The 18,511-nt window shown below is 71.2% G+C and carries 17 protein-coding genes and 1 pseudogene; 11 read left to right on the plus strand and 7 right to left on the minus strand.

Going from position 1 to position 18,511, the window contains the following annotated elements; all coding sequences use genetic code 11:
* Nucleotides 1–83: 83 nt before the first annotated feature.
* A complete protein-coding gene (locus OCT49_RS23470) occupies nt 84–1,097 on the plus strand; it encodes a hypothetical protein (protein WP_283853812.1) in 1,014 nt (337 codons plus the stop codon).
* A 135-nt stretch (nt 1,098–1,232) separates the two neighbouring features.
* Here OCT49_RS23470 and OCT49_RS23475 read toward each other — a convergent pair whose 3' ends face one another.
* Entirely contained in the window at nt 1,233–3,368 is a 2,136-nt protein-coding gene (locus tag OCT49_RS23475) for an alpha/beta fold hydrolase (RefSeq protein ID WP_283853813.1), read from the minus strand.
* 174 nt (nt 3,369–3,542) lie between these two features.
* Here OCT49_RS23475 and OCT49_RS23480 point away from each other — a divergent pair, with 174 nt between their 5' ends.
* The 9 genes from OCT49_RS23480 to OCT49_RS23520 all read left to right on the plus strand — a co-directional run bounded on the left by OCT49_RS23480 (nt 3,543) and on the right by OCT49_RS23520 (nt 12,446).
* The gene (locus tag OCT49_RS23480; RefSeq protein ID WP_148839028.1) at nt 3,543–3,737 is read left to right on the plus strand and encodes a hypothetical protein; all 195 of its coding nucleotides are present in this window, start codon (nt 3,543–3,545) and stop codon (nt 3,735–3,737) included.
* Between the two features lie 228 nt (nt 3,738–3,965).
* Entirely contained in the window at nt 3,966–4,871 is a 906-nt protein-coding gene (mshB, locus tag OCT49_RS23485) for an N-acetyl-1-D-myo-inositol-2-amino-2-deoxy-alpha-D-glucopyranoside deacetylase (protein ID WP_283853814.1), read from the plus strand.
* Nucleotides 4,868–5,314, plus strand: coding sequence for a DUF6113 family protein (locus OCT49_RS23490; RefSeq protein WP_283853815.1), 447 nt, complete (start codon nt 4,868–4,870; stop codon nt 5,312–5,314). Before mshB ends, OCT49_RS23490 begins: the two co-directional genes overlap by 4 nt.
* Before the next feature lie 929 nt (nt 5,315–6,243).
* Nucleotides 6,244–7,617, plus strand: a complete 1,374-nt coding sequence (locus OCT49_RS40145) for a peptidoglycan binding domain-containing protein (RefSeq protein WP_502963408.1) — start codon at nt 6,244–6,246, stop codon at nt 7,615–7,617.
* A 305-nt stretch (nt 7,618–7,922) separates the two neighbouring features.
* Nucleotides 7,923–8,858 carry an ABC transporter ATP-binding protein gene (locus OCT49_RS23500; protein ID WP_283853816.1) on the plus strand — a complete coding sequence of 312 codons (936 nt, stop codon included), beginning with the start codon at nt 7,923–7,925 and terminating at the stop codon, nt 8,856–8,858.
* Nucleotides 8,855–9,595 (plus strand): ABC transporter permease, encoded by a 741-nt coding sequence (locus tag OCT49_RS23505; RefSeq protein ID WP_283853817.1) that lies wholly within the window; start codon nt 8,855–8,857, stop codon nt 9,593–9,595. The genes OCT49_RS23500 and OCT49_RS23505 overlap by 4 nt, the downstream gene beginning before the upstream one ends.
* A 99-nt stretch (nt 9,596–9,694) precedes the next feature.
* Nucleotides 9,695–10,843: a sensor histidine kinase gene (locus OCT49_RS23510; RefSeq protein WP_502963409.1), complete on the plus strand. Its 1,149-nt coding sequence runs from the start codon at nt 9,695–9,697 to the stop codon at nt 10,841–10,843.
* Nucleotides 10,840–11,451 (plus strand): response regulator transcription factor, encoded by a 612-nt coding sequence (locus OCT49_RS23515; RefSeq protein ID WP_283853818.1) that lies wholly within the window; start codon nt 10,840–10,842, stop codon nt 11,449–11,451. Before OCT49_RS23510 ends, OCT49_RS23515 begins: the two co-directional genes overlap by 4 nt.
* Before the next feature lie 182 nt (nt 11,452–11,633).
* Nucleotides 11,634–12,446 (plus strand): DUF3626 domain-containing protein, encoded by an 813-nt coding sequence (locus tag OCT49_RS23520; protein WP_283855914.1) that lies wholly within the window; start codon nt 11,634–11,636, stop codon nt 12,444–12,446.
* A 60-nt stretch (nt 12,447–12,506) separates the two neighbouring features.
* Here OCT49_RS23520 and OCT49_RS39845 read toward each other — a convergent pair whose 3' ends face one another.
* From OCT49_RS39845 to OCT49_RS23540, 5 genes and pseudogenes are all read right to left on the minus strand, one after another.
* Nucleotides 12,507–12,611 carry a hypothetical protein gene (locus OCT49_RS39845; RefSeq protein ID WP_349632832.1) on the minus strand — a complete coding sequence of 35 codons (105 nt, stop codon included), beginning with the start codon at nt 12,609–12,611 and terminating at the stop codon, nt 12,507–12,509.
* A gap of 70 nt (nt 12,612–12,681) precedes the next feature.
* Nucleotides 12,682–13,218, minus strand: a pseudogene (locus OCT49_RS39850) (immunity 49 family protein); the annotation flags it as partial.
* An 87-nt stretch (nt 13,219–13,305) separates the two neighbouring features.
* Nucleotides 13,306–13,593 carry a hypothetical protein gene (locus tag OCT49_RS23530; RefSeq protein WP_283853819.1) on the minus strand — a complete coding sequence of 96 codons (288 nt, stop codon included), beginning with the start codon at nt 13,591–13,593 and terminating at the stop codon, nt 13,306–13,308.
* A 13-nt stretch (nt 13,594–13,606) separates the two neighbouring features.
* On the minus strand, nt 13,607–15,967 hold the full coding sequence (locus tag OCT49_RS23535; protein WP_283853820.1) for a hypothetical protein: 2,361 nt from the start codon (nt 15,965–15,967) through the stop codon (nt 13,607–13,609).
* On the minus strand, nt 15,964–16,389 hold the full coding sequence (locus OCT49_RS23540) for a DUF6507 family protein (RefSeq protein WP_283853821.1): 426 nt from the start codon (nt 16,387–16,389) through the stop codon (nt 15,964–15,966). Before OCT49_RS23540 ends, OCT49_RS23535 begins: the two co-directional genes overlap by 4 nt.
* Before the next feature lie 297 nt (nt 16,390–16,686).
* On the opposite strand from OCT49_RS23540, the gene OCT49_RS23545 reads away from it, so the two are divergent.
* A complete protein-coding gene (locus OCT49_RS23545) occupies nt 16,687–17,409 on the plus strand; it encodes a DUF981 family protein (RefSeq protein ID WP_283853822.1) in 723 nt (240 codons plus the stop codon).
* A gap of 7 nt (nt 17,410–17,416) precedes the next feature.
* Here OCT49_RS23545 and OCT49_RS23550 read toward each other — a convergent pair whose 3' ends face one another.
* On the minus strand, nt 17,417–18,298 hold the full coding sequence (locus OCT49_RS23550; RefSeq protein ID WP_283853823.1) for a glycosyltransferase family 2 protein: 882 nt from the start codon (nt 18,296–18,298) through the stop codon (nt 17,417–17,419).
* Between the last annotated feature and the right edge of the window lie 213 nt (nt 18,299–18,511).

Consider the following 18,511-nt stretch of genomic DNA (forward strand, 5'->3'; position numbering starts at 1 on the left):
CGACTCCCGGCCGGTTGCCCCTTCGCGCACCACGCGGGCGAACCCCTTGTCCGACCGAGCCGCGACGGTGGAGGATCGCTCGCGTGATACTCACTCGGGGGGCAAGGGTCACCGGCGCCGTTCTCTGTGCGGTGCTCGCGGTGATCGTGGCGGGCTGGATCGTACGGGACGTCGGAGCGGTCGATGGTCCGGCACGACTGTGGCGCCATTGGGCCGGCTACCACGACGCGCGGCTCGAGGCGCCGCCCGCCACCTCGGCCTACGACATGGTGCTGTTCCTGGTGTACCTCGCCGCAGCCGTCGCCGCCCTGCGCTCGTCGGTGGCCGCCACCGCGCTGGTCGCGGCCGGGGCGGTCACGATCGCCGTGCGGCTGCCCGGGCTCTGGACCATCGGCGGGAACGGGACGACCGTCCGGTTCACCGACGACCTGCGCACCCGCGCCCTGCTCAGCGCCTTCGTGGCGCTCGCGGCGGGCATCGCGCTGATCATCACCGCCGGGGCCGGCCGCAGGGCGCCGTACGACCCCTCCGAACGCCTCCCGGCCCGGCCCGGCCAGGGCGCGGGCGTGATCGCCTTCCTGGCCCTCGGCGCGGCGGGGGCGGTCGTGGTCGCCTGGGAGATCCGCCAGGCGGTGCGGTTCGCCGACGCCCGCTTCGACGTCTACCCCGACTGGTACGTCGGCGGGGACCGGGTCCTGCACGGGCTGATCGACCCGCCGCCCGGCTGGTTCACGGCGGTCCTGGCGCTGTTCTGCCTGTTCGCGGCGGTGAGCGCACTGGCCCGGGCCGCGCACGCGCGGCCGTTCGGCCTGATCGCCGCCGCGCTGCTGCTGTTCGCCGGAGTGATGGGCGTGGCCCGTTCCGTGCACCACGAGCTGCTGGAGCGCTTCGGCGGCCTGCCGGTGGAGGAGCAACTCATCGTGCTGACCTCGTTCTTCGAGGTGGCGGTCGGCGCCGTGGCGCTGCTGGCGATGTCCCTGCCGGGCCCCGTCGGCGTCCCCGCCCCGCCCCACCCGGGCTACGCGCCGGGGTACGGCCCTCCGGGGCCCGACGTCTTCGGACCGCCGCCGCCGTCCCGGCCGCCGCCCGGCTGGTGACGGGCCCGCCGTTCCCGACGCCGCCCGGCTGGTGACGGAACCGCTGCCCGGACGTGCTGCCCGGACGTGCCCCTTCTGCTTCCGCCCGGCCTCACCGGCCGGGCGGAAGCGGAAGGGTATCGATGGCCCGTCGGCCTATCCGGCCAGGCCCAACGACCGCTTCAGGAAGTCGACCTGGAGCAGCAACAGGTTCTCCGCCACCTGCTCCTGCGGCGTCATGTGCGTCACCCCGCTGAGCGGCAGCACCTCGTGCGGGCGCCCGGCCGAGAGCAGCGCCGACGAGAGCCTGAGCGAGTGCGCGACCACCACGTTGTCGTCCGCCAGACCGTGCACGATCATCATCGGCCGCACCTGGTCGGCGGCCTCCGAGAGCCCCTCGTCCGTGATCACCGAGTTGCGCGCGTACACCTCGGGCTGCTCCGCCGGGTCGCCGAGGTAGCGCTCGGTGTAGTGGGTGTCGTACAGCCGTTGGTCGGTCACCGGCGCGCCCACCACCGCCGCGTGGAACACGTCGGGCCGGCGCAGCACGGCCAGGGCCGCCAGGTAGCCGCCGAACGACCAGCCGCGGATCGCCACCTTGCCGAGGTCCAGCGGGAACCGTTCGGCCAGCGCGTGCAGCGCCTCGATCTGGTCGTTCACCACCACGTGGGCCATGTCGTCCTTGATGGCCTTCTCCCAGCCCGGCGAACGCCCCGGCGTGCCCCGGCCGTCCGCGACCACCACCGCGAAGCCCTGGTCGGCGAACCACTGCGAGGTCAGATGCGGATTGTGGGCGGCGAGCACCCGGCGGCCGTGCGGGCCGCCGTACGGGTCCATCAGGACCGGAAGCGGGCCGTCCGACTCGTCGTACCCCTCGGGGAGCAGCACGGCGCACGGAATCCGGCGTGCGCCCCCCTCGGTGAGGCGGGGCCGCGCGGAGATGACCGGCCGTTCGGAACGGTCCGCCACCGTGGCGACCGACTTGCCGTCCCGGAACACCTCGGCGCGGGCGCCCGGCCGGCCGGGCACGTGGGAGACCATGACCGTCACCCCGCCCGCGCGCACCGCCGAATGCACCCCGGCCCCTTCGGAGACCCGCTCCACACCCAGTTCGTTGACCCGGTAGACATGGGTCTCGCCGATCTCCGGCGCCGCGGCCTCCTCACCGGCCGACGCCGACACCAGGACGTCGGACTCCCCGATGTCCAGGACCGCCCGGAGCTGCAACTGCGCCCCGGTCAGCGGCCGGTCGCCCACCGCGAGCACCCGCGCCCCGCCCTCGTCCGCGATCCGCACGAGCCGCCCGTCCGGGGCCCAGGCCGGCACCCCGGGGAAGATTTCCAGCCATACGGGATCCTCGTCGACGTGCACCGTCCGCGTCGCGCCGGTCTCCGTGTCCACCGCCAGGAAGAGCTGGCTGCGCTGGTCACGGGCCTGGACGAGCAGCAGCGGCGCCCCGTTCGACGACCAGTGCACCTGTGCCAGGTAGGGGTGGCGGGCCCGGTCCCAGACCACCTCGGTACGGGTGCCGTCCAGGCCCATCACGAAGAGCCGCACCTCGGCGTTGGGCGTCCCGGCCGCCGGGTAGGCGACCTCGGCGGGCCTGCGGTCGGGGTGCGCGGGGTCGGAGATCCACCACCGCCGCACGGGGCTGTCGTCGACCCGGGCGACCAGCAGCCGGTCCGACTGCGGCGACCACCAGAAGCCCCGGGACCGCTGCATTTCCTCGGCCGCGACGAACTCCGCGAGGCCGTACGTGACGTTCGCCCCGTCCGGCTCGGCGAGCGCCCGGTCCCCGTCGCCCTCCGCCCCCACGACGCGCAGCTCACCCTTGGACACGTATGCGACGTGTCGTCCGTCCGGGGACGGTCGCGGGTCGATCACCGGGCCCGGAACCGGCAGCGCACGGGCCGTTCCCGCCCGCAGTTCGGCGACGTACACCTTCCCGGAGAGGGCGAAGGCGGCCAACTCGGCGGCTGCGTCGACCGCGTAGCCGACGATCCCCGACGACCCCTCGCGGCTGCGCTCGCGCCGGGCCCGTTCCTGCGCCGACAGCCGCTCCTGCGAACCGCCCAGCAGGGCAACGGGATCGGCGACCACGCGTTCCCCCGGCGCCCCGTCCTTCGGCAGGTCCAGGACCCACAGCCGGCCCGTCCGGTCCGTACCCGACTCCGAGCGGATGAAGATCACCCGCTCCCCGTCGGGGGAGACGGTGAAGGCGCGGGGCGCTCCGAGGCTGAAACGCATCGTTCGGGCGTGTTGGCGGGGGAACGAGATCTTCTGCGAAGTCATGGGTCGAACTTAGTCTTTGACCACCCGGTCGTGCGCCCCTCGTGCTGCCGTGCTCCGAACAATGCGTTGGGACGGATAGTTATGATCCGTAGCGCTCGGTGGGTATGAACCTGCTGGCTCCGTGTGTGCTGCCCGTCCCGACCCCTTTGATGGAACTGATGGAGGTGAACCGCCGTGGCACTCTCGATTTCGGCGGTGGTGCTGCTGGCGATCGTCGTCTTCCTGCTGATCCGGAAAGCCGGACTGAAGGGCGGACATGCGGTGGTCTGCGCGCTGCTCGGTTTCTATCTCGCCAGCTCGTCGATCGCGCCCACCATTTCGGAGCTGACCACGAACGTGGCGGGCATGATCGGTGGCATCAAGTTCTGACCTCCGTTCTCTGACCTCCGAGCCCCGTCCCGTCGACCGGGGCACGGATCACGGGCCGGGGGTCACGGGTCGCGGGGCACGTATCACAGGCCGCGGGTCACAGCCCAGGGATCGCGGGTGACCGACCGGTGTTCCGTCGGTGCGGGTCCGGTGTGCGGCGGGTGCGCGGTGGGTGCGTGTACGGTGCGCGGGCGGTGATCGGTCCGCCCGGCTCGTAGGCTGTTCCCCATGACGGACCATCCCGCCCGGCGTCTGCTCCTGGTGCACGCGCACCCCGACGACGAGTCGATCAACAATGGCGCCACCATGGCCAAGTACGCGGCCGAAGGCGCCCGGGTCACCCTGGTGACCTGCACACTCGGCGAGGAGGGCGAGGTCATTCCGCCCGCCCTCGCCCATCTCGCCTCCGACCGGGACGACGCCCTCGGCCCGTACCGGCAGGGCGAACTCGCCGCGGCGATGAAGGAGCTGGGGGTCACCGACCACCGGATCCTCGGCGGCCCCGGCCGCTTCCGCGACTCCGGAATGATGGGCGCCGAGCAGAACCACCGCCCCGGCGCCTTCTGGACGGCCGACGTGGACGACGCAGCCGGACACCTGGTGGAGATCATCCGCGAGGTGCGTCCGCAGGTCCTCGTCATCTACGACTCCGACGGCGGTTACGGGCACCCCGACCACATCCAGGCGCACCGGGTCGCGATGCGCGCCGCGGACCTGGCCGCCGATCCCGCGTACCGTGCCGGGCCCGACGCCCCGCACACCATCGCCAAGATCTACTGGAACCGGGTGCCGCGCACCGTCGCGCAGGACGGTCTCGCCCGCCTCCGGGAGATGGCGCCGGACGTCTTCCCCTTCCCCGGCGTCGCCGCCCTCGGCGATCTGCCCGGCGTGGCCGACGACTGCCGGATCGCCGCAGAGATCGACGGCTCGGCCCACGCCGCCGCGAAGGCCGCCGCGATGCGCGCCCACGCCACCCAGATCACCGTCGACGGCTCCCTCTTCGCCCTCTCCAACGGCCTCGGACAGCCGCTCCTCACCACCGAGTACTACGAGTTGGTGCGCGGCCCGTACGGGGCGCCCCGGGGCACCCGGGAGGACGACCTGTTCGCGGGCCTGCCGGAGGCGGAGCGATGAGCGGCGGGGAGCGGGGCGGGGCGCGCCCCCGGACGCCCGCCGGGAACGTCGCGGCCACCGGCCTGGCCGCCCCCGTCAACCCCGGCCGGATCGCCGCCTACGTGGGTCTCGCCCTGCTCGGTGCGCTCGTGGGGATCGCCGGATCGCTCGTCCAGGCCGCCTGGTTCCCCGCCGGACTGCTGCTCGCGCTGCTGGCCGCCGGTGGTCTCTTCTACGGCGGTCGCCGGGTCTTCGACACCCAGCTCGGCGCCCTGGCACCCGCCGCGGGCTGGCTGATTTCGATCGTTGTTCTGCTCGGTGGGCGGCCGGAGGGCGACTATGTCTTCGGCGGCGAACTGGGCCTGATCCTCTTCATGCTCGGCGGGATGGTCGTCGCTGTGATCTGTGCCACCATGTCGCGGTCGCTTCTGCGGGGTGCCGACAGCGACCGGCCTGGCAAGTAATGTGCCGTCTCCGATCCCGTGATGTCCCCTGTCCTTCCGGCGGCCACCCGGCCGTTTCCCCCGGTCGCGGGGTGTCTGCCGGTGGCGGCCAGTATGGTGGTTCGCGCGCCGAGCCGTCCCCAGGCCTGCGGCATGGGGGAAGTACGGGCGGCGGAGCCAATCGGGAGAACCTGCTTTGAGTCGTGAAACTGACAGTTCGTCCTCCGGGCCCCAGGGGCGCGGAGGAGCCGCGTACCCTTCGGGGACGCCGCCGTACGGATCCCGCCAGTATCCGTCGCTGCACCCTTCGCAGGAAGCCCCGGAGGGGGCCCCGGAACCTGCGGATCCTCCTCGGTCCGACGAGCCGAAGACCGAGACGACGCTGACGACGCGGATCCGGATCAACATTCCCGGGTCGCGCCCCATCCCGCCCGTCGTCATGCGTACGCCCGTGGGCGACGCCGACACCGAGGGCGCCGAGCGCACGGGCAGCATCCCGCGCCCCGCCCGGCCCGTGTCGGACAGCACCCCGGACACGTCCGACGCCGCTCCGGCAGCCGAGACGCGGACGGGTTCCGCGACGGCCGGACCGGCCGCCGAGAAGCCGGCCAAGGAGACGAGCGGCAGCGACTGGTTCGCCCCGCGCAAGCCCCTCACGAACGGCTCGAAGCCCGCGCCCTCCGGCGGCGGCACGCCGGGCGGCAGCGCGGCCCTCGGCGAGGGCCCGGCCGGTGGCGGCGGCACCCTCGGGGGCAACGCGCCGCTCGGGGCCCCTCCGGCGGCGCCCCGGCCAACGGCGCGGAACGCCCCGGGGCCCCGCGCCCACCCCGCCCCGCCCCGACCTGCCGTACTTCTCGGACGGTCCGCAGCCCACGGGCGGCCGGGGCGTACCCGGTCCCGGCGGCGACGACGCCTCCGCGGGCGGCCCGCGTCCCACGCCGAGCCTCGGCGTGCGCACCCAGCCGCCCGGCGGTCCCACCACGGGTCCGGTCACCGGCACGTCGTCCCTCACCCCGAACCTCGACGGCCCGGGGGGCCCCGGCTCCGGCCCGGCCGGCCCCGGCGGCGCGGGCGGTGTGCCGCCGCGGATGTCGGACGACACGGCGGTGCTGACGCCGCAGTTCGCGGCCCCGGCCCCCGCCGGGCCCGACGGCAACGTCTCCGGTGACACGCTCACCAGCGGCATCCCCGTCGTCCCGCCGGAGCACCGGACCGCCTCCCCGTTCCCGTCCCCGCCCGGCCTCGGCGAGCGCGCCGGCGCGGTGTCCGGCGGCCCGAGCGACCCGATGGGCACCGGCCCGGCCGGCCCCGGCGGCCCCGCCGCGCCCGCCCGGACCGAACCGGCTTCCTCGTCGTCCTCGTCCGCGCCCGCGAAGAAGGGCCGCTCCAAGCTGGTCCTCCTCGGCGTGGGCGTCGTCGGCCTGGTCGGTGTCGCCTACGGCGCCGGGCTGCTGATGAACCACTCCGAGGTCCCCAAGGGCACCACCGTCCTCGGCGTCGACATCGGCGGCGGCACGAAGGACGACGGCGTCGCGAAGCTGGAAGCGGCCCTCGGCAAGCGCGCCCAGGCCCCGCTCCAGCTGTCCGTGGCCGGCAAGAAGACCGAACTCGTGCCGGACAAGGCGGGGCTCTCCCTGGACAGCCAGGCGACCGTGCGCGCCGCGGCCGGCAGCGACTACAACCCGGTCTCCGTCATCGGCTCCCTGTTCGGCAACAAGCGCAAGGTCGACCCGGTGATCCCGGTCGACGAGGAGAAGCTCGGCGTCGCGCTGACGGACCTGGCGGGCGTCTCCGGCTCGGCCAGCGACGGCACGATCAAGTTCGAGCCGGGCAAGGTCACCGCCGTACCCGGCAAGCCGGGCAAGTCGCTGGACGTCGACCAGTCGATGATCTCGGTCCGCGACGCGTACCGCACCCAGGTGCAGACCGGCCGGTCGAACGTCGTCGAGCTGCCCGTCACCACGCGCGAGCCCACCATCAGCCAGGCCGAACTGGACCGGGCGATGAAGGAGTTCGCGAAGCCCGCGATGTCCGACGTGGTCACGATCAAGGCGGGGCCGGGGGAGATCCAGTTCGGTCCCCTCAAGTCGCTGCCGCAGATCCTCTCGATGGTGCCGGTGGACGGGAAGCTGGTCCCGCACTACAACAAGAAGGCCATCGACGAACTGTCCGGGAGCGTCTTCGACGGCGTCATGATCACCAAGGGCGACGGCAAGAAGCACCAGCTGAACGCCGACGACGTGGCGGCGGCCATGCAGGGCGTGCTGCTCGGCAAGACGACCGCCGAGCGGACCGCCGTCATCGACCTCGACGGCAACGGCTGACCCCCCGACGCACCGAACCGCACCACCCGCCCGCCCTCGTCCGGACCCACCGGCCGGGGGCGGCGCCGTTACGGGGACCGGTGACAGGACCGGTAATGCCGCCGCCCCACCAGAACCGTTACCGTTACCGGGACCGGGACCGGCGATGCCGCCGCCCCACCAAACCCGGTACCGGTACCAGTACCAGTAACGGCGCCGCCCCCACACCGCCCCGCGCGGTCACACACCTGGCATGACATCTGTCATCCCGTTTCCACGACCGGCGACCCTGCCGCACCCGCCCCGCCCTCCGCCACGCTGGACGCATGACGACGAAAGCCGCCGAGGCCCCCGGGGCGAGGCCCCCCGCGGTCCGCTTCGACCAGGTCAGCAAGGCGTACGGAGAGGTACGCGCCGTCGACGGGCTCACCCTCGAACTGCACCCCGGGGAGACCGTCGCGCTCCTCGGCCCCAACGGTGCCGGGAAGTCCTCCACCCTGGACCTGCTGCTCGGCCTGCGCACCGCGGACTCCGGCACGGTCCGGGTCTTCGGCACCACCCCGCAGGCCGCCGTCGCCGAGGGCCGGGTCGGCGCGATGCTCCAGACCGGCGGGCTGATGGAGGACGTCACCGTCGAGGAACTGGTCCGTCTCGGCTGCTCCCTGCATCCCAGGCCCCACTCGGTGGGCGAGGTGATGTCCCGCGCCGGCATCGCGCAGATCGCCGACCGGATGGTCAACAAGCTCTCCGGCGGCCAGGAACAGCGCGTCCGTTTCGCGCTCGCCACCGCGGGCGCCAACGACCTGATCGTCCTCGACGAGCCGACCACCGGCATGGACGTCACCGCCCGCCAGGCGTTCTGGGCCACCATGCGCGAGCAGGCCGAGCAGGGCCGCACCGTCCTGTTCGCCACCCACTACCTGGAGGAGGCCGACGCGATCGCCGACCGCGTGCTCGTCCTCCACAAGGGCCGGCTGCTCGCCGACGGCACCGCCGCCGAGATCAAGGCGAAGGCCGGGGCCCGCCGGATCTCCTTCGAGCTGGCGGACCCGGTCGACGAAGCGGCCCTGCGCGGCCTGCCGTTCCTCGCCGCACTCGACATCACCGGCAACCGGGTCCGCATCCAGTCGCACGACACCGACGCGACCGTCCACGCCATCTACGGGCTCGGTCTCCGCCCGCGCGAACTCGAAGTCGCGGGACTCGGCCTGGAACAGGCCTTCGTCGCCATCACCGAGGCCGAGGAGGCCAGGACCGCATGAACACGCTGATCAGGCTCGAAGTCACCCGCACCCTGCGGAACAAGAAGTTCATGTTCTTCTCGGTCATCTACCCCTCGGTGATCTATCTCCTCATCTCCGGCACCCGGAACACCACCGACCGGATCCCGCACACCGACCTCACCTTCCAGGCCTTCTTCATGGTCTCGATGGCCTCCTTCGGCGCGCTGACCGCCGTCCTCATGGGCAACAGCGAACGCATCGCCAAGGAACGCGAGAAGGGCTGGGTCCGCCAGCTCCGGCTCACCGCACTGCCCAGCCGCGGCTACGTCCTGGCGAAGATCGCCAGTGCCGCGGTGGTCACCCTGCCCTGCATCGTGGTGGTCTTCCTGGTCGGTGCCGCCGTCAAGAACGTACGGCTGGAGACCTGGCAGTGGTTCGCGCTGACCGGGGTCATCTGGGCCGGTTCGCTGGTCTTCGCCGCGCTCGGGGTCGCCATCGGCTACCTCGCGAGCGGGGACGCGGTCCGCCCGCTCACCATGATCATCTACTTCGGGCTCTCCATCCTCGGCGGCCTGTGGATGCCCAGCGCGGTCTTCCCGCAGTGGCTCCGGAACATCTCCGAGTGGCTGCCCACGCACGCGTACGCTTCTCTCGGTCAGGCGATCGAAATGGGTGGTGCGCCGCACGGCAAGGACGTCGCCGTCCTCTGCGCCTACTTCCTCCTCTTCACGGGCGGCGCGGCCCTGCTCTACCGGAAGGACACCCTGAAGGCGTGAACGACGACGAGACGCCGGGGGGGGGGCACCGGACGCCCTCCCACGAACCGCAAGCAGTTCTGGATCAAGCTGCTCTGGATCGGCATCTGGCTCGCGTTCATGAACGCCCCGGTCAAGGACCTGGCGGGCGGCCACCACACCCCGTGGGGGACGGCACTGGGCTGGCTCGGCCTGCTCACCTTCGTGGGGGCCTACCTGCTCCTGGTCTTCCGCCACACGAGCCGGCCCCTGGACCGACGCGTCGTCCACACCTCGATCGCCTTCCTCGGGCTCCTCTCCACCGTCCTCATCCTGACGCTCGGCACCTCGTGGCTGGTGCTCTTCGTGTACGTGTCGGTCTCCGTCGGCGCCACCCTGCCACTGCGCACGGCCCGTTGGCTGGTCCCCGCCGTCGTGCCGGTCATGGTGGTCATCGGGCTGACGGACGACCACCCCCGCGAGATCATCACGGCCCTGATCTTCCCCGCGCTGCTCGGCGGGTTCTCGATGACGGGGGTGCGCCAGCTGATCCGTACGACGATCGAGCTGCGCGAGGCCCGCGCCACCGTCGCCCAGCTCGCCGCCAACGAGGAGCGGCTCAGGCTGGCCCGTGACCTGCACGACCTGCTCGGCCACTCGCTCTCCCTGATCACGCTCAAGAGCGAGCTGGCCGGCCGGATGCTCCCGGACCATCCGGAGCGGGCCGCCGCCCAGGTCGCGGACATCGAGCAGGTCAGCCGCCAGGCCCTGCTCGACGTGCGCAGCGCGGTCACCGGCTACCGCCGCCCCACGCTCCCCGGCGAACTCGCGGGCGCCCGTACGGCACTGGCCGCCGCGGGCATCGCGGCCGACGTCCCGGCCGAGGTCCCCGACGACCTCCCCGAGAAGCCGGAGGAGGTGCTCGCCTGGGCGCTGCGGGAGGCCGTCACGAACGTCGTACGGCACAGCGGGGCCCGCCACTGCACGGTCACCCTCACCCGGCGCCAGACCCTGGACGGCAAGGTCCTCGAACTCGCCGTCTCGGACGACGGCGTCGGCGCCTCGGGCACCACACCGGGCAACGGGCTCACCGGCATCGGCGAACGCCTCGCCACGGTCGACGGCACGCTGACCACCCGGTCGGGCAGATCCGGCCCCGGTCCGGGCACATCCGGCCCCGGCTCGGGCAGAACCAACTCCGGTTCCGGCAGAACCAACTCCGGTTCGGGCAAAGGCTTCACGCTGACCCTGACCGTTCCGCTCGGCTCCGGCCTAGGATCCGACGAATGAGCATGATCAGACTCCTTCTGGCCGAGGACCAGTCCATGGTGCGCGAGGCCCTGGCGGCGCTTCTCGGCCTGGAACCCGACATCGAGGTGGTGGCCCAGGTCGCCCGTGGGGACGAGGTGGTGGCCGCCGCCCACGCGCACGACATCGATGTGGCACTCCTGGACATCGAGATGCCGGGCATGACCGGAATCGAGGCGACGGCCGCCCTGCGGCGCGAGTTCCCGGCCGTGAAGGTCGTCGTCGTCACCACCTTCGGCCGCCCCGGCTACCTGCGCCGGGCCATGGAGTCGGGTGCCGACGCCTTCCTGGTGAAGGACGCCCCGGCCGCCGAACTGGCCGCCGCGGTACGGAAGGTGCTCGCCGGGGAACGCGTCATCGACCCGACGCTCGCGGCGGCGGCCCTCGCCGACGGGGCGAGCCCGCTCACCGACCGCGAACGCGACGTGCTGCGGGCGGCGGCGGACGGCTCCACCAACACGGAGATCGCCGCCGCCCTCCACCTGTCCCAGGGGACGGTGCGCAACTATCTCTCCATGGCCATCCAGAAACTGGCGGCCCGCAACCGCGCGGAGGCGGTCCGCATCGCCCGCGAGAAGGGCTGGCTGTAGAACCGGGCCGGGTCCGGAGCCGACGGACAATTTGCGTGCGCGGACCGGCCACGTGGGGAAACACTGTGCGAATGACATCCCCATCTTCCCCGCCCTTCTCATCCTCCCCGTCCTTCCCGTCCTCCCGGACGTCGCAGGAACTGGCCCTCGCTCATGTCGCGGAACTGGCCTCGGGCCCTCCGATGGATCCGGCGCTCCGGGTGACCCTCAACTTCCATCCGGACCGCCTGATACACGGCACGTCGATACTGGACGCGATGGCCGAGGACGGCGTCTACTGCTCGCAGTTCGTCACGGGAACCAGCAACGGCGGGCTGACCGCGCACCCCGGAGGCGACCGGTGGCGCTGGGAGAGCCGGATCTTCAACGGGGCGTACGACAAGGCAGCCGCCCATGAGCGCCCCGTCTACGGGGCGTTGAACTTCCGCCGGAAGCCGGTCGGCGGGGCCCCGCGATTCGGCTCCGCTCATTTCCGGCTGGCGGCCGGGACACTGGAGCGGACCACGTTCTGTTACCCGGACAGTTTCCTGGAGCCCTCGGATTTCGGCGTCGCACACCGCATGGGACTCATCGGCCTCGCTCTCGCCGATCAGCAGGACGACCTCGACGACTACATCGAGGCCCAGGTGCACGGCCCGGTCCGCCTGACCCGCCCGGACCGCCATGTGGAGGCCCTGGTCCTGGACCCCTCCTACCGGAACACGACCGTCGAGGCCGCGGCCCTGCGCCTCGGCTGCCCGGTGGAGTGGCACCCCGGCTTCCGCCTCACGGTCGAGGAACTCCACCGCCACCCCGACTACCGGGGCCAGGAGTACGTCGACCTGGGCACGAAGATCGCCGTCGACGGCGTACTCGACCCCCGCATCCTCGGAGAAGCCACCCACGACGACCGCTTCGACCCCCAGGCGGTCAAGAGGGTGTGGCACTACCTGGCACGGTTCGGCCAGCAGGGTCCGGCCGCCACCTCCGGCGACGACGACCCGGCGGGGACCTGAGCTGAGCCGGAGACCGCGATCCCGCTGCCTCGTCCCGCCTGCTGCGGCATAACCGGGGACTCACGTGGGGAATTCGCCGAGCCAACTGTGCTGGAGGAGGTGTTGGGGGAGGTAATCGGATTCGACACCGATGGGGAATTTGCTGTCGTGTGCGAGGCAGGCGATGGCGAGGGGGGGCGAGTGCGATGCTGCCGTCGATGTCGGTGGTGCGTTCTTCGGTGAGGGTCCAGTAGGCCTGGTGGAGTTTCAGGGTTTCGATCAGGGCGGGGGTGAAGCCTTCGGTGTCCCTGGTGACGAAGTGGTGGAAGAGGTTGATGGGCGGATAGAGCTGTCCCTGCAGCAGGTCGAGGGGGGCGATCCGGGCGATGGCGGGGTCCGTCATCTCGATCGTGGTGGTGAGTTTCTCCGCCAGGCCGGGGCGGCGGAGCCAGTAGGTCTGCAGGGTGTCGACCCAGTGGTAGATGTACTCGTCGTACGCCCCCTCCGGGGCCCGCAGCCGTTCCAGCGGGATCTCGCACAACTGCGTCATCCGCTGCTGCTCACGGCAGATGACGGCGAGCCAGAACGCGGACAGCCAGTTGCCGGCAGAGGCGGACGACCTCGGCCCCCTGGCTGCCGGGAGAGTCCGCACTCCAGGGGCGCTTCCCTGCCCGGCCCCCCTGCCACCGGGGCGTTCGGTACATCCCTGAGCTCGATCAGTGCGGCCGTGGGACTGAGTCCGCGCCCATAAGGGCCTGCCGGGAAATAACTTGCGTGTTCTGGCTCTTGGCATCCCGGCGCAGTCAGGATGTTCGACAACAAGTCATTTCCCGGCAGGCCCTAAGCGCTGCTTGATGCTCTCACCGCTTGAATCCGTCGGCTAACCGGGCGGCAGTGGCTGCTCCGGTGCGTCATTGAACAAATAATCATACATGCCGCGAAGATAGGCTTGCAGGGTTTCTCTGTCGGGAAATTCAATATCAGTCAGTCGTTCATATTCGGCTGGCCCGAAGGAGTCATCCGAAATGATCTCCTCGAATCCTGTACGAATCAAATCAACGTAGGAGTCGCTGAAGCTCAACAAAGTGGGTCTCAGGTCACCATTCGTCTCATATCCTCGCTCAAGATCCAGGTTCACTCTGATGAAATTCTTGAAACGTGCTTCCATCAAAAATCTTTCTCTATGGATGCCGACCGGGGGCCGGGTTGGCGAACATGGTGTGCAGGCGGTATTGCCCGTCGGGGAGCAGTCGGTATACGGGCACGATGGTTCCACCCTCGAAGTTCACCGGCTTGAACTCGTTCAGGTTGGCGGGGTCGCGATAGTAGCCCGTGAATCGTTTCTCGGCACCAGGCCCGAGCACATCACTGATCGATGTCTCCATCGGCTCACTTCCGGTGCGCGCCATCTCTTCACGGAAGTAGGCATCGGCGCGCACCATGTCTTCCGCGTTGTCAAAACGTGTCGCGAACGCGCCGACTCGGTGTATGCCGCCGGTCACACCGTCCACCGTAGTGCCGGTCAATGGGTCAACGTTGTTTTCGGACTTTACCAGCCCCGGATAGTTCGAGTTCGGCCCGTAGAGTTTTGGCGCCCCGTTACTGTCTCGGAGAACTGTGCCGAGCCGGTCCGTCAGGACTTGGTCGTTCGGGTAGAGGTGTCGGCCTGGCGCATGGCCCTGCCCTCCCTGCCGGTCGTCCAACTCCTTAATGCGTTCATCGACCGCCTTGGGGTCCGTCGGCTGCGCCGCATCATCCGCGCCGTGTGCTGCGTCGTCCAGGCCGCCTGTGCCCGGGCTTTCCGGGAGACGGGTTTCGCCGCCCGTGGACGGGGGCTCGTGGTGGCCGCCGCCGGGGGCGTCCGTGTGACTGCTGGTGCCGGGAGGGCCGTCGCCGTGTTCGGCGCCCGAGGGGCCGTCGTTGTGGCCGCCTCGGGGGGTGGTGTCCAGGTTGTTCGTGGGCATGTGGGCGGGCGCGTGGCCGCCGGGGGTGTGGTCCGGGTGGGGGGCCGGGGTGGGGTCGCTCGTGTGGAGGGGGTCGGAGGTGTCGCTGCCCAGGCGGGTTGTGTCGTCGGGGTTGCGGCTGCCGACGCTCACCAGTTCGCGTTCGGGGATCTCGGCCGGGGCCGGGGTGGCCGGGTTGCCTGTCGGGGCGTCCTTGGCGTGTTGGATGAGGTCGCCCGCGGCGTTGTAGAGGCTGCCGTCGGGGGTCAGGAACTGTGACGGGCCGTCCCCGGTGAGTTTGACGGTGCCCGGGGGGAAGGTGGTGGTGCCCTCGGGGAGGCGGAGGGTGCCGTCGGGGAGTTTGGTTGCCCCGTCCGGGACCGCCGCGCCCGGGGGGAGGTGGATCGTTCCGTCGGGGAGGTGGGCGGCGCCTTCGGGCAGGGCGAGGGCGCCGTCCACGGCGATGGCCGGGACCTCGAACCCGCTCAGGCCCTTCAGGCCGGCCAGGGCGTCGCCGATGCGGGTCAGGCCGGCGCCCGCGCCCTTGAAGAGGTAGGTCATGGGGTCGACCGCGCGGGCGGTCCTGCTGGTGAGAGAGAGGGCCTTGGCGGCCAGGCCGGCCTTGCCGGCGCCCGAGGCCGCGCCGCCGGTGCCGCCGGTGAAGACGGTGGTCAGGACGTTGAAGGTGACCGCTCCGGCCGCGCGGGAGGGGTTGGAGCCCCACTGGTCCCAGGCGATCAAAGCCTTGCCGGTCTCCTTCACCGCGGTGCCGGAGTCGCGCAGCCACGCGGAGTGGTCGCCGGGCAGGGCGCGCAGGGCGAGCTGGGCGGCGGGGGAGAGGCCGGTGGCGAGTTTCGCCAGCCCGGTCCAGGCCTCCTTCGCCGCGTCCCCGCCGTCAAAGCCGGCCAGGGTGCCCAGGCCCTTGAGGGTGCCCCAGACCCCGTCGACGAGGAAGCCCTTGCCGAAGTCGTAGGCGTGCTCCCACACCTGCCACCACGGCGTGGACTCCTCGACCGCCTCCCCCCATGGCAGGGACTTGGCCTGCTTCAGCACCTCGGCGTCGTACCCGTAGGTGCCCGGCCTGCCCGACCCGTCCCCCGTCTTCAGGGGAGTCCCGCCGACCAGGGCGACGATCTTGGCGTGGCAGGCCCGTTCCACCTCCTGGAACGCGGTCCACACCTCCGCGATCTCGCCCCGGCGCCGCCTGTTCTCCTCGACCAGGTCCCCGTCCTCATGCCACTCGTCGTCGCCGTCCACCTTCACCCGGAAGGCCACCGCGTCCCGCTTCAGCTCCTTCAGCCGCTCCACCAACGGAAACGCATCGTCCGAGTACGTGCTCAGCGCCCCGGCGATCACGCCCAGGTCCTCACTGAGCGACCGGCCCTTCGCCGCGACCGGGCCGGTCGTCGCGAACAGCCGCTCCGCCTCCGGCGCCTTGTAGAAGGCGCTCAGCCCGCCGAAGCTGCGGTGCACGTCCCCGGCCGCCTCCGCGATCCTCTCCCCATGACCCGACAAGGCCGTCACCTGGGTGTCCAGCAGCGCCAGGTCACCGGTGAAGACGGGTATGCCGACCGGGTCGACCGGTCCCGGCCCGCTCACCGCCCCTCCCCGCCGCGCCTGAGCAGGTCCAGCCGCACCGCCCGTGCCGCGTTCTGCGCGTGCTCGGCCGCCTCCAGGTCACCCCGGCAGTACGCGCCCGTCGCCTCCGCCGCCCCCAGCACCGACGCCTCCGTGCGCTCGGCCATCGACCGGAAGTCCCGGTCACGCCCTTGCAGGAACTCGCCCAGCGCCGCGGCCACCGGACCCATCGCCGCACGCGACAACGGCGCACTCCCCGGGACGACCGGACCCTGCACAGGAGTGGACGCCTGCGGCCCCGGCACCGCCGTCCCCGCCGCCCGCGCCGCCTCCGACACCGTCTCCAGCATCGCCGTCAGGGCCTTCTGCAGATCACCGGCATGCCCGCCGACCACCTTCAACTGGCCCTGAACCCCCTGCGGCCTGATGTCCCACCCCACCACGGCAAGCCCCCTGCCTCTCGTCCCCGCGACCCCGGCCCCACGCACGGCGAACAACCGTTCGCATGGTCATCTCTATCAACCCGGGCGTCGCTGGTGCAATCAGCAAACCGTCAATTGGCCAACCTTGGCTCGCTTGTGACGTGGTGAAACATGATCTGAGCGGTTCCGGGCGACGTGGGGGGCTTGTTTGCAGTTCGCGGCCGGAGGGGGTGCCTTCCTGGCAAGTGGTCAATTTTTGGCGACAGGTCCAAAAGGTACATAAAGCACAAAAGGTGAATTGATGGTTATTCTGCGGGAATGATGCAGTACGTCGCGCCGCTCGCCGCATCCGGCCTGAAGATCGACTGGACTCGGATGCCGACCTACAACACGATCATGTCCGTGGCCGCCGGTGCCGGACTTCTGCTCCTGGTGGTGCTGGGGCGTCAGTTCCTCACCTCACGGAGCGCCATCGCCCCCGAGGGATGGGCGCTGGCCTTCGGCGCCCTCGGCTTCACCCTCGTCACCACCGGTCTCCACATGACCCTGACCTGGCCGCTCGCCGGGCAGGGTTTTCCGTTCGACAACGTCATCTTCGGTGAGCCGGCCCTGGCCTTCGGCGTATTTCTGCTCGCCGCCGCCTTCTACCTCTGGAAGCGGGGCGCCGAACTCCTCGGCGACGACCGCGTCACCCGTACGGCCCAGATCGCCGCGCCCATTTCCGTGTTCGTCTTCGGCATGGGGCTCGCCTGCTTCGGCATCGCCGCCGCAGGCTGGAAGTACACCCTCTTCGCCGCCCCGCCGGAAGAACCCATCTCCGGTGAGTTCGCGGAGTGGCCGCTTCTGGAGGCGAGCTTCATGTCCGGGCTGTACGTCCTGGTCGGTATCGGCGCGGTCCTCTTCCCGTTCGCGCTGCGGCGGCCCAGGACATGGATGAGCACGGTCATCGGAGTCGCCTGGGGGCTGGCCGGCCTCGCCTTCCTGTTCTTCGGCGCACTGAACTACTTCACCCACATCGGGCTCATCGTCAACACCATGTGACCAGAGGTCAGAGGATCGGCGGGCGGCCCAAGCGGGTCATGCGCCACACCGTGCGCCACTTCATCGCCTTGCGCGGGCCGCACGACGTCCGCACGCCCTCGGCGAAGCCGCCCCACCACGCCTTCGCGCCGCTCAAGGAGCGCATGCGGATCATGGTGATCAGGGTCCACACGCCGAGGTAGACCGGGATCAGCGGCACCGGGAGGCGGCGGCGTGCCAGCCATACGCGGTTGCGCGCCGTGAACCGGTAGTAGACCGCGTGCCGTGCCGGGGAGGTCTTCGGGTGCTGGAGGACGAGATCGGGCTCGTACAGGATCTTCCAGCCCTCGTCGAGCGCACGCCATGCCAGGTCGGACTCCTCGTGCCCGAAGAAGAACTCCCCGGCCCACAGCCCGGTCTGCCTGAGCATCGGTACGGAGAAGGCGTGCCCGCCGCCGAGGAACGCCGTCACCAGGCCCCGACGCACCGGGTCGTCGGCGCGCAGCCGGGGAATCCAGCGCCGTTCGGTGTGCCCGTGCTCGTCGGCGACCCGGAAGCCGACGATCCCGAGCCGCGGGTCGGACGCGAACAGTTCCTGGACCTTCCGGAACACGCCCGTGTCGATGAGCAGGCCGTCGTCGTCCAGCTCGACGACGACATCGACGTCGCCGGAGTCGCGCAGCAGCTCCAGACCGACGTTGCGGCCCCCCGGGCAGCCCAGGTTCTCGTCGAGAGGAACCTTGGTCACGTTCTCCGCCACGTCCACATCGATGAGGGGCGTCGCGTTGCCGATCAGTACCACGCGGGCCGCCGGTACGTCCTGCTTCTCCACCGAGGTGAGAAGAGCATCCAGTTCCCGTGGGCGGGTGCCCATGGTCACGATGACGACCCCGATACGCGGCAACGACATAGCGGCAAACTCCAGTGGTTGGCAGAGTGCCGATGCTAGCGCCGCGCGACATGGTCGCCGCGCCGCCCCTCCCGCCGTTGCGGCGAAGCCGGCTCGGAACGCAGCCGCCCGGACCGAAGCCGACTCGGAACGCAGCCGCCCGGACCGCGGACACCCGGAACCCCGGACGGTCCTGAGCGGCAGTGCGTCTGCTGTGGCGTGAACTGATCACCG

The organism is Streptomyces sp. ML-6 (genome assembly GCF_030116705.1).
Lineage (GTDB): Bacteria > Actinomycetota > Actinomycetes > Streptomycetales > Streptomycetaceae > Streptomyces.

Coding starts and splice junctions, on each gene's coding strand:
- OCT49_RS23530 (WP_283853819.1), bottom strand. CDS start 13,593: ATGGAAGCACGTTTCAAGAATTTCATCAGAGTGAACCTGGATCTTGAG.
- OCT49_RS23490 (WP_283853815.1), top strand. CDS start 4,868: ATGAGCGGCGGGGAGCGGGGCGGGGCGCGCCCCCGGACGCCCGCCGGG.
- OCT49_RS23545 (WP_283853822.1), top strand. CDS start 16,687: ATGATGCAGTACGTCGCGCCGCTCGCCGCATCCGGCCTGAAGATCGAC.
- OCT49_RS23520 (WP_283855914.1), top strand. CDS start 11,634: ATGGATCCGGCGCTCCGGGTGACCCTCAACTTCCATCCGGACCGCCTG.
- OCT49_RS23515 (WP_283853818.1), top strand. CDS start 10,840: ATGAGCATGATCAGACTCCTTCTGGCCGAGGACCAGTCCATGGTGCGC.
- OCT49_RS23475 (WP_283853813.1), bottom strand. CDS start 3,368: ATGACTTCGCAGAAGATCTCGTTCCCCCGCCAACACGCCCGAACGATG.
- OCT49_RS23500 (WP_283853816.1), top strand. CDS start 7,923: ATGACGACGAAAGCCGCCGAGGCCCCCGGGGCGAGGCCCCCCGCGGTC.
- OCT49_RS23510 (WP_502963409.1), top strand. CDS start 9,695: ATGAACGCCCCGGTCAAGGACCTGGCGGGCGGCCACCACACCCCGTGG.
- OCT49_RS23550 (WP_283853823.1), bottom strand. CDS start 18,298: ATGTCGTTGCCGCGTATCGGGGTCGTCATCGTGACCATGGGCACCCGC.
- OCT49_RS23505 (WP_283853817.1), top strand. CDS start 8,855: ATGAACACGCTGATCAGGCTCGAAGTCACCCGCACCCTGCGGAACAAG.
- mshB (WP_283853814.1), top strand. CDS start 3,966: ATGACGGACCATCCCGCCCGGCGTCTGCTCCTGGTGCACGCGCACCCC.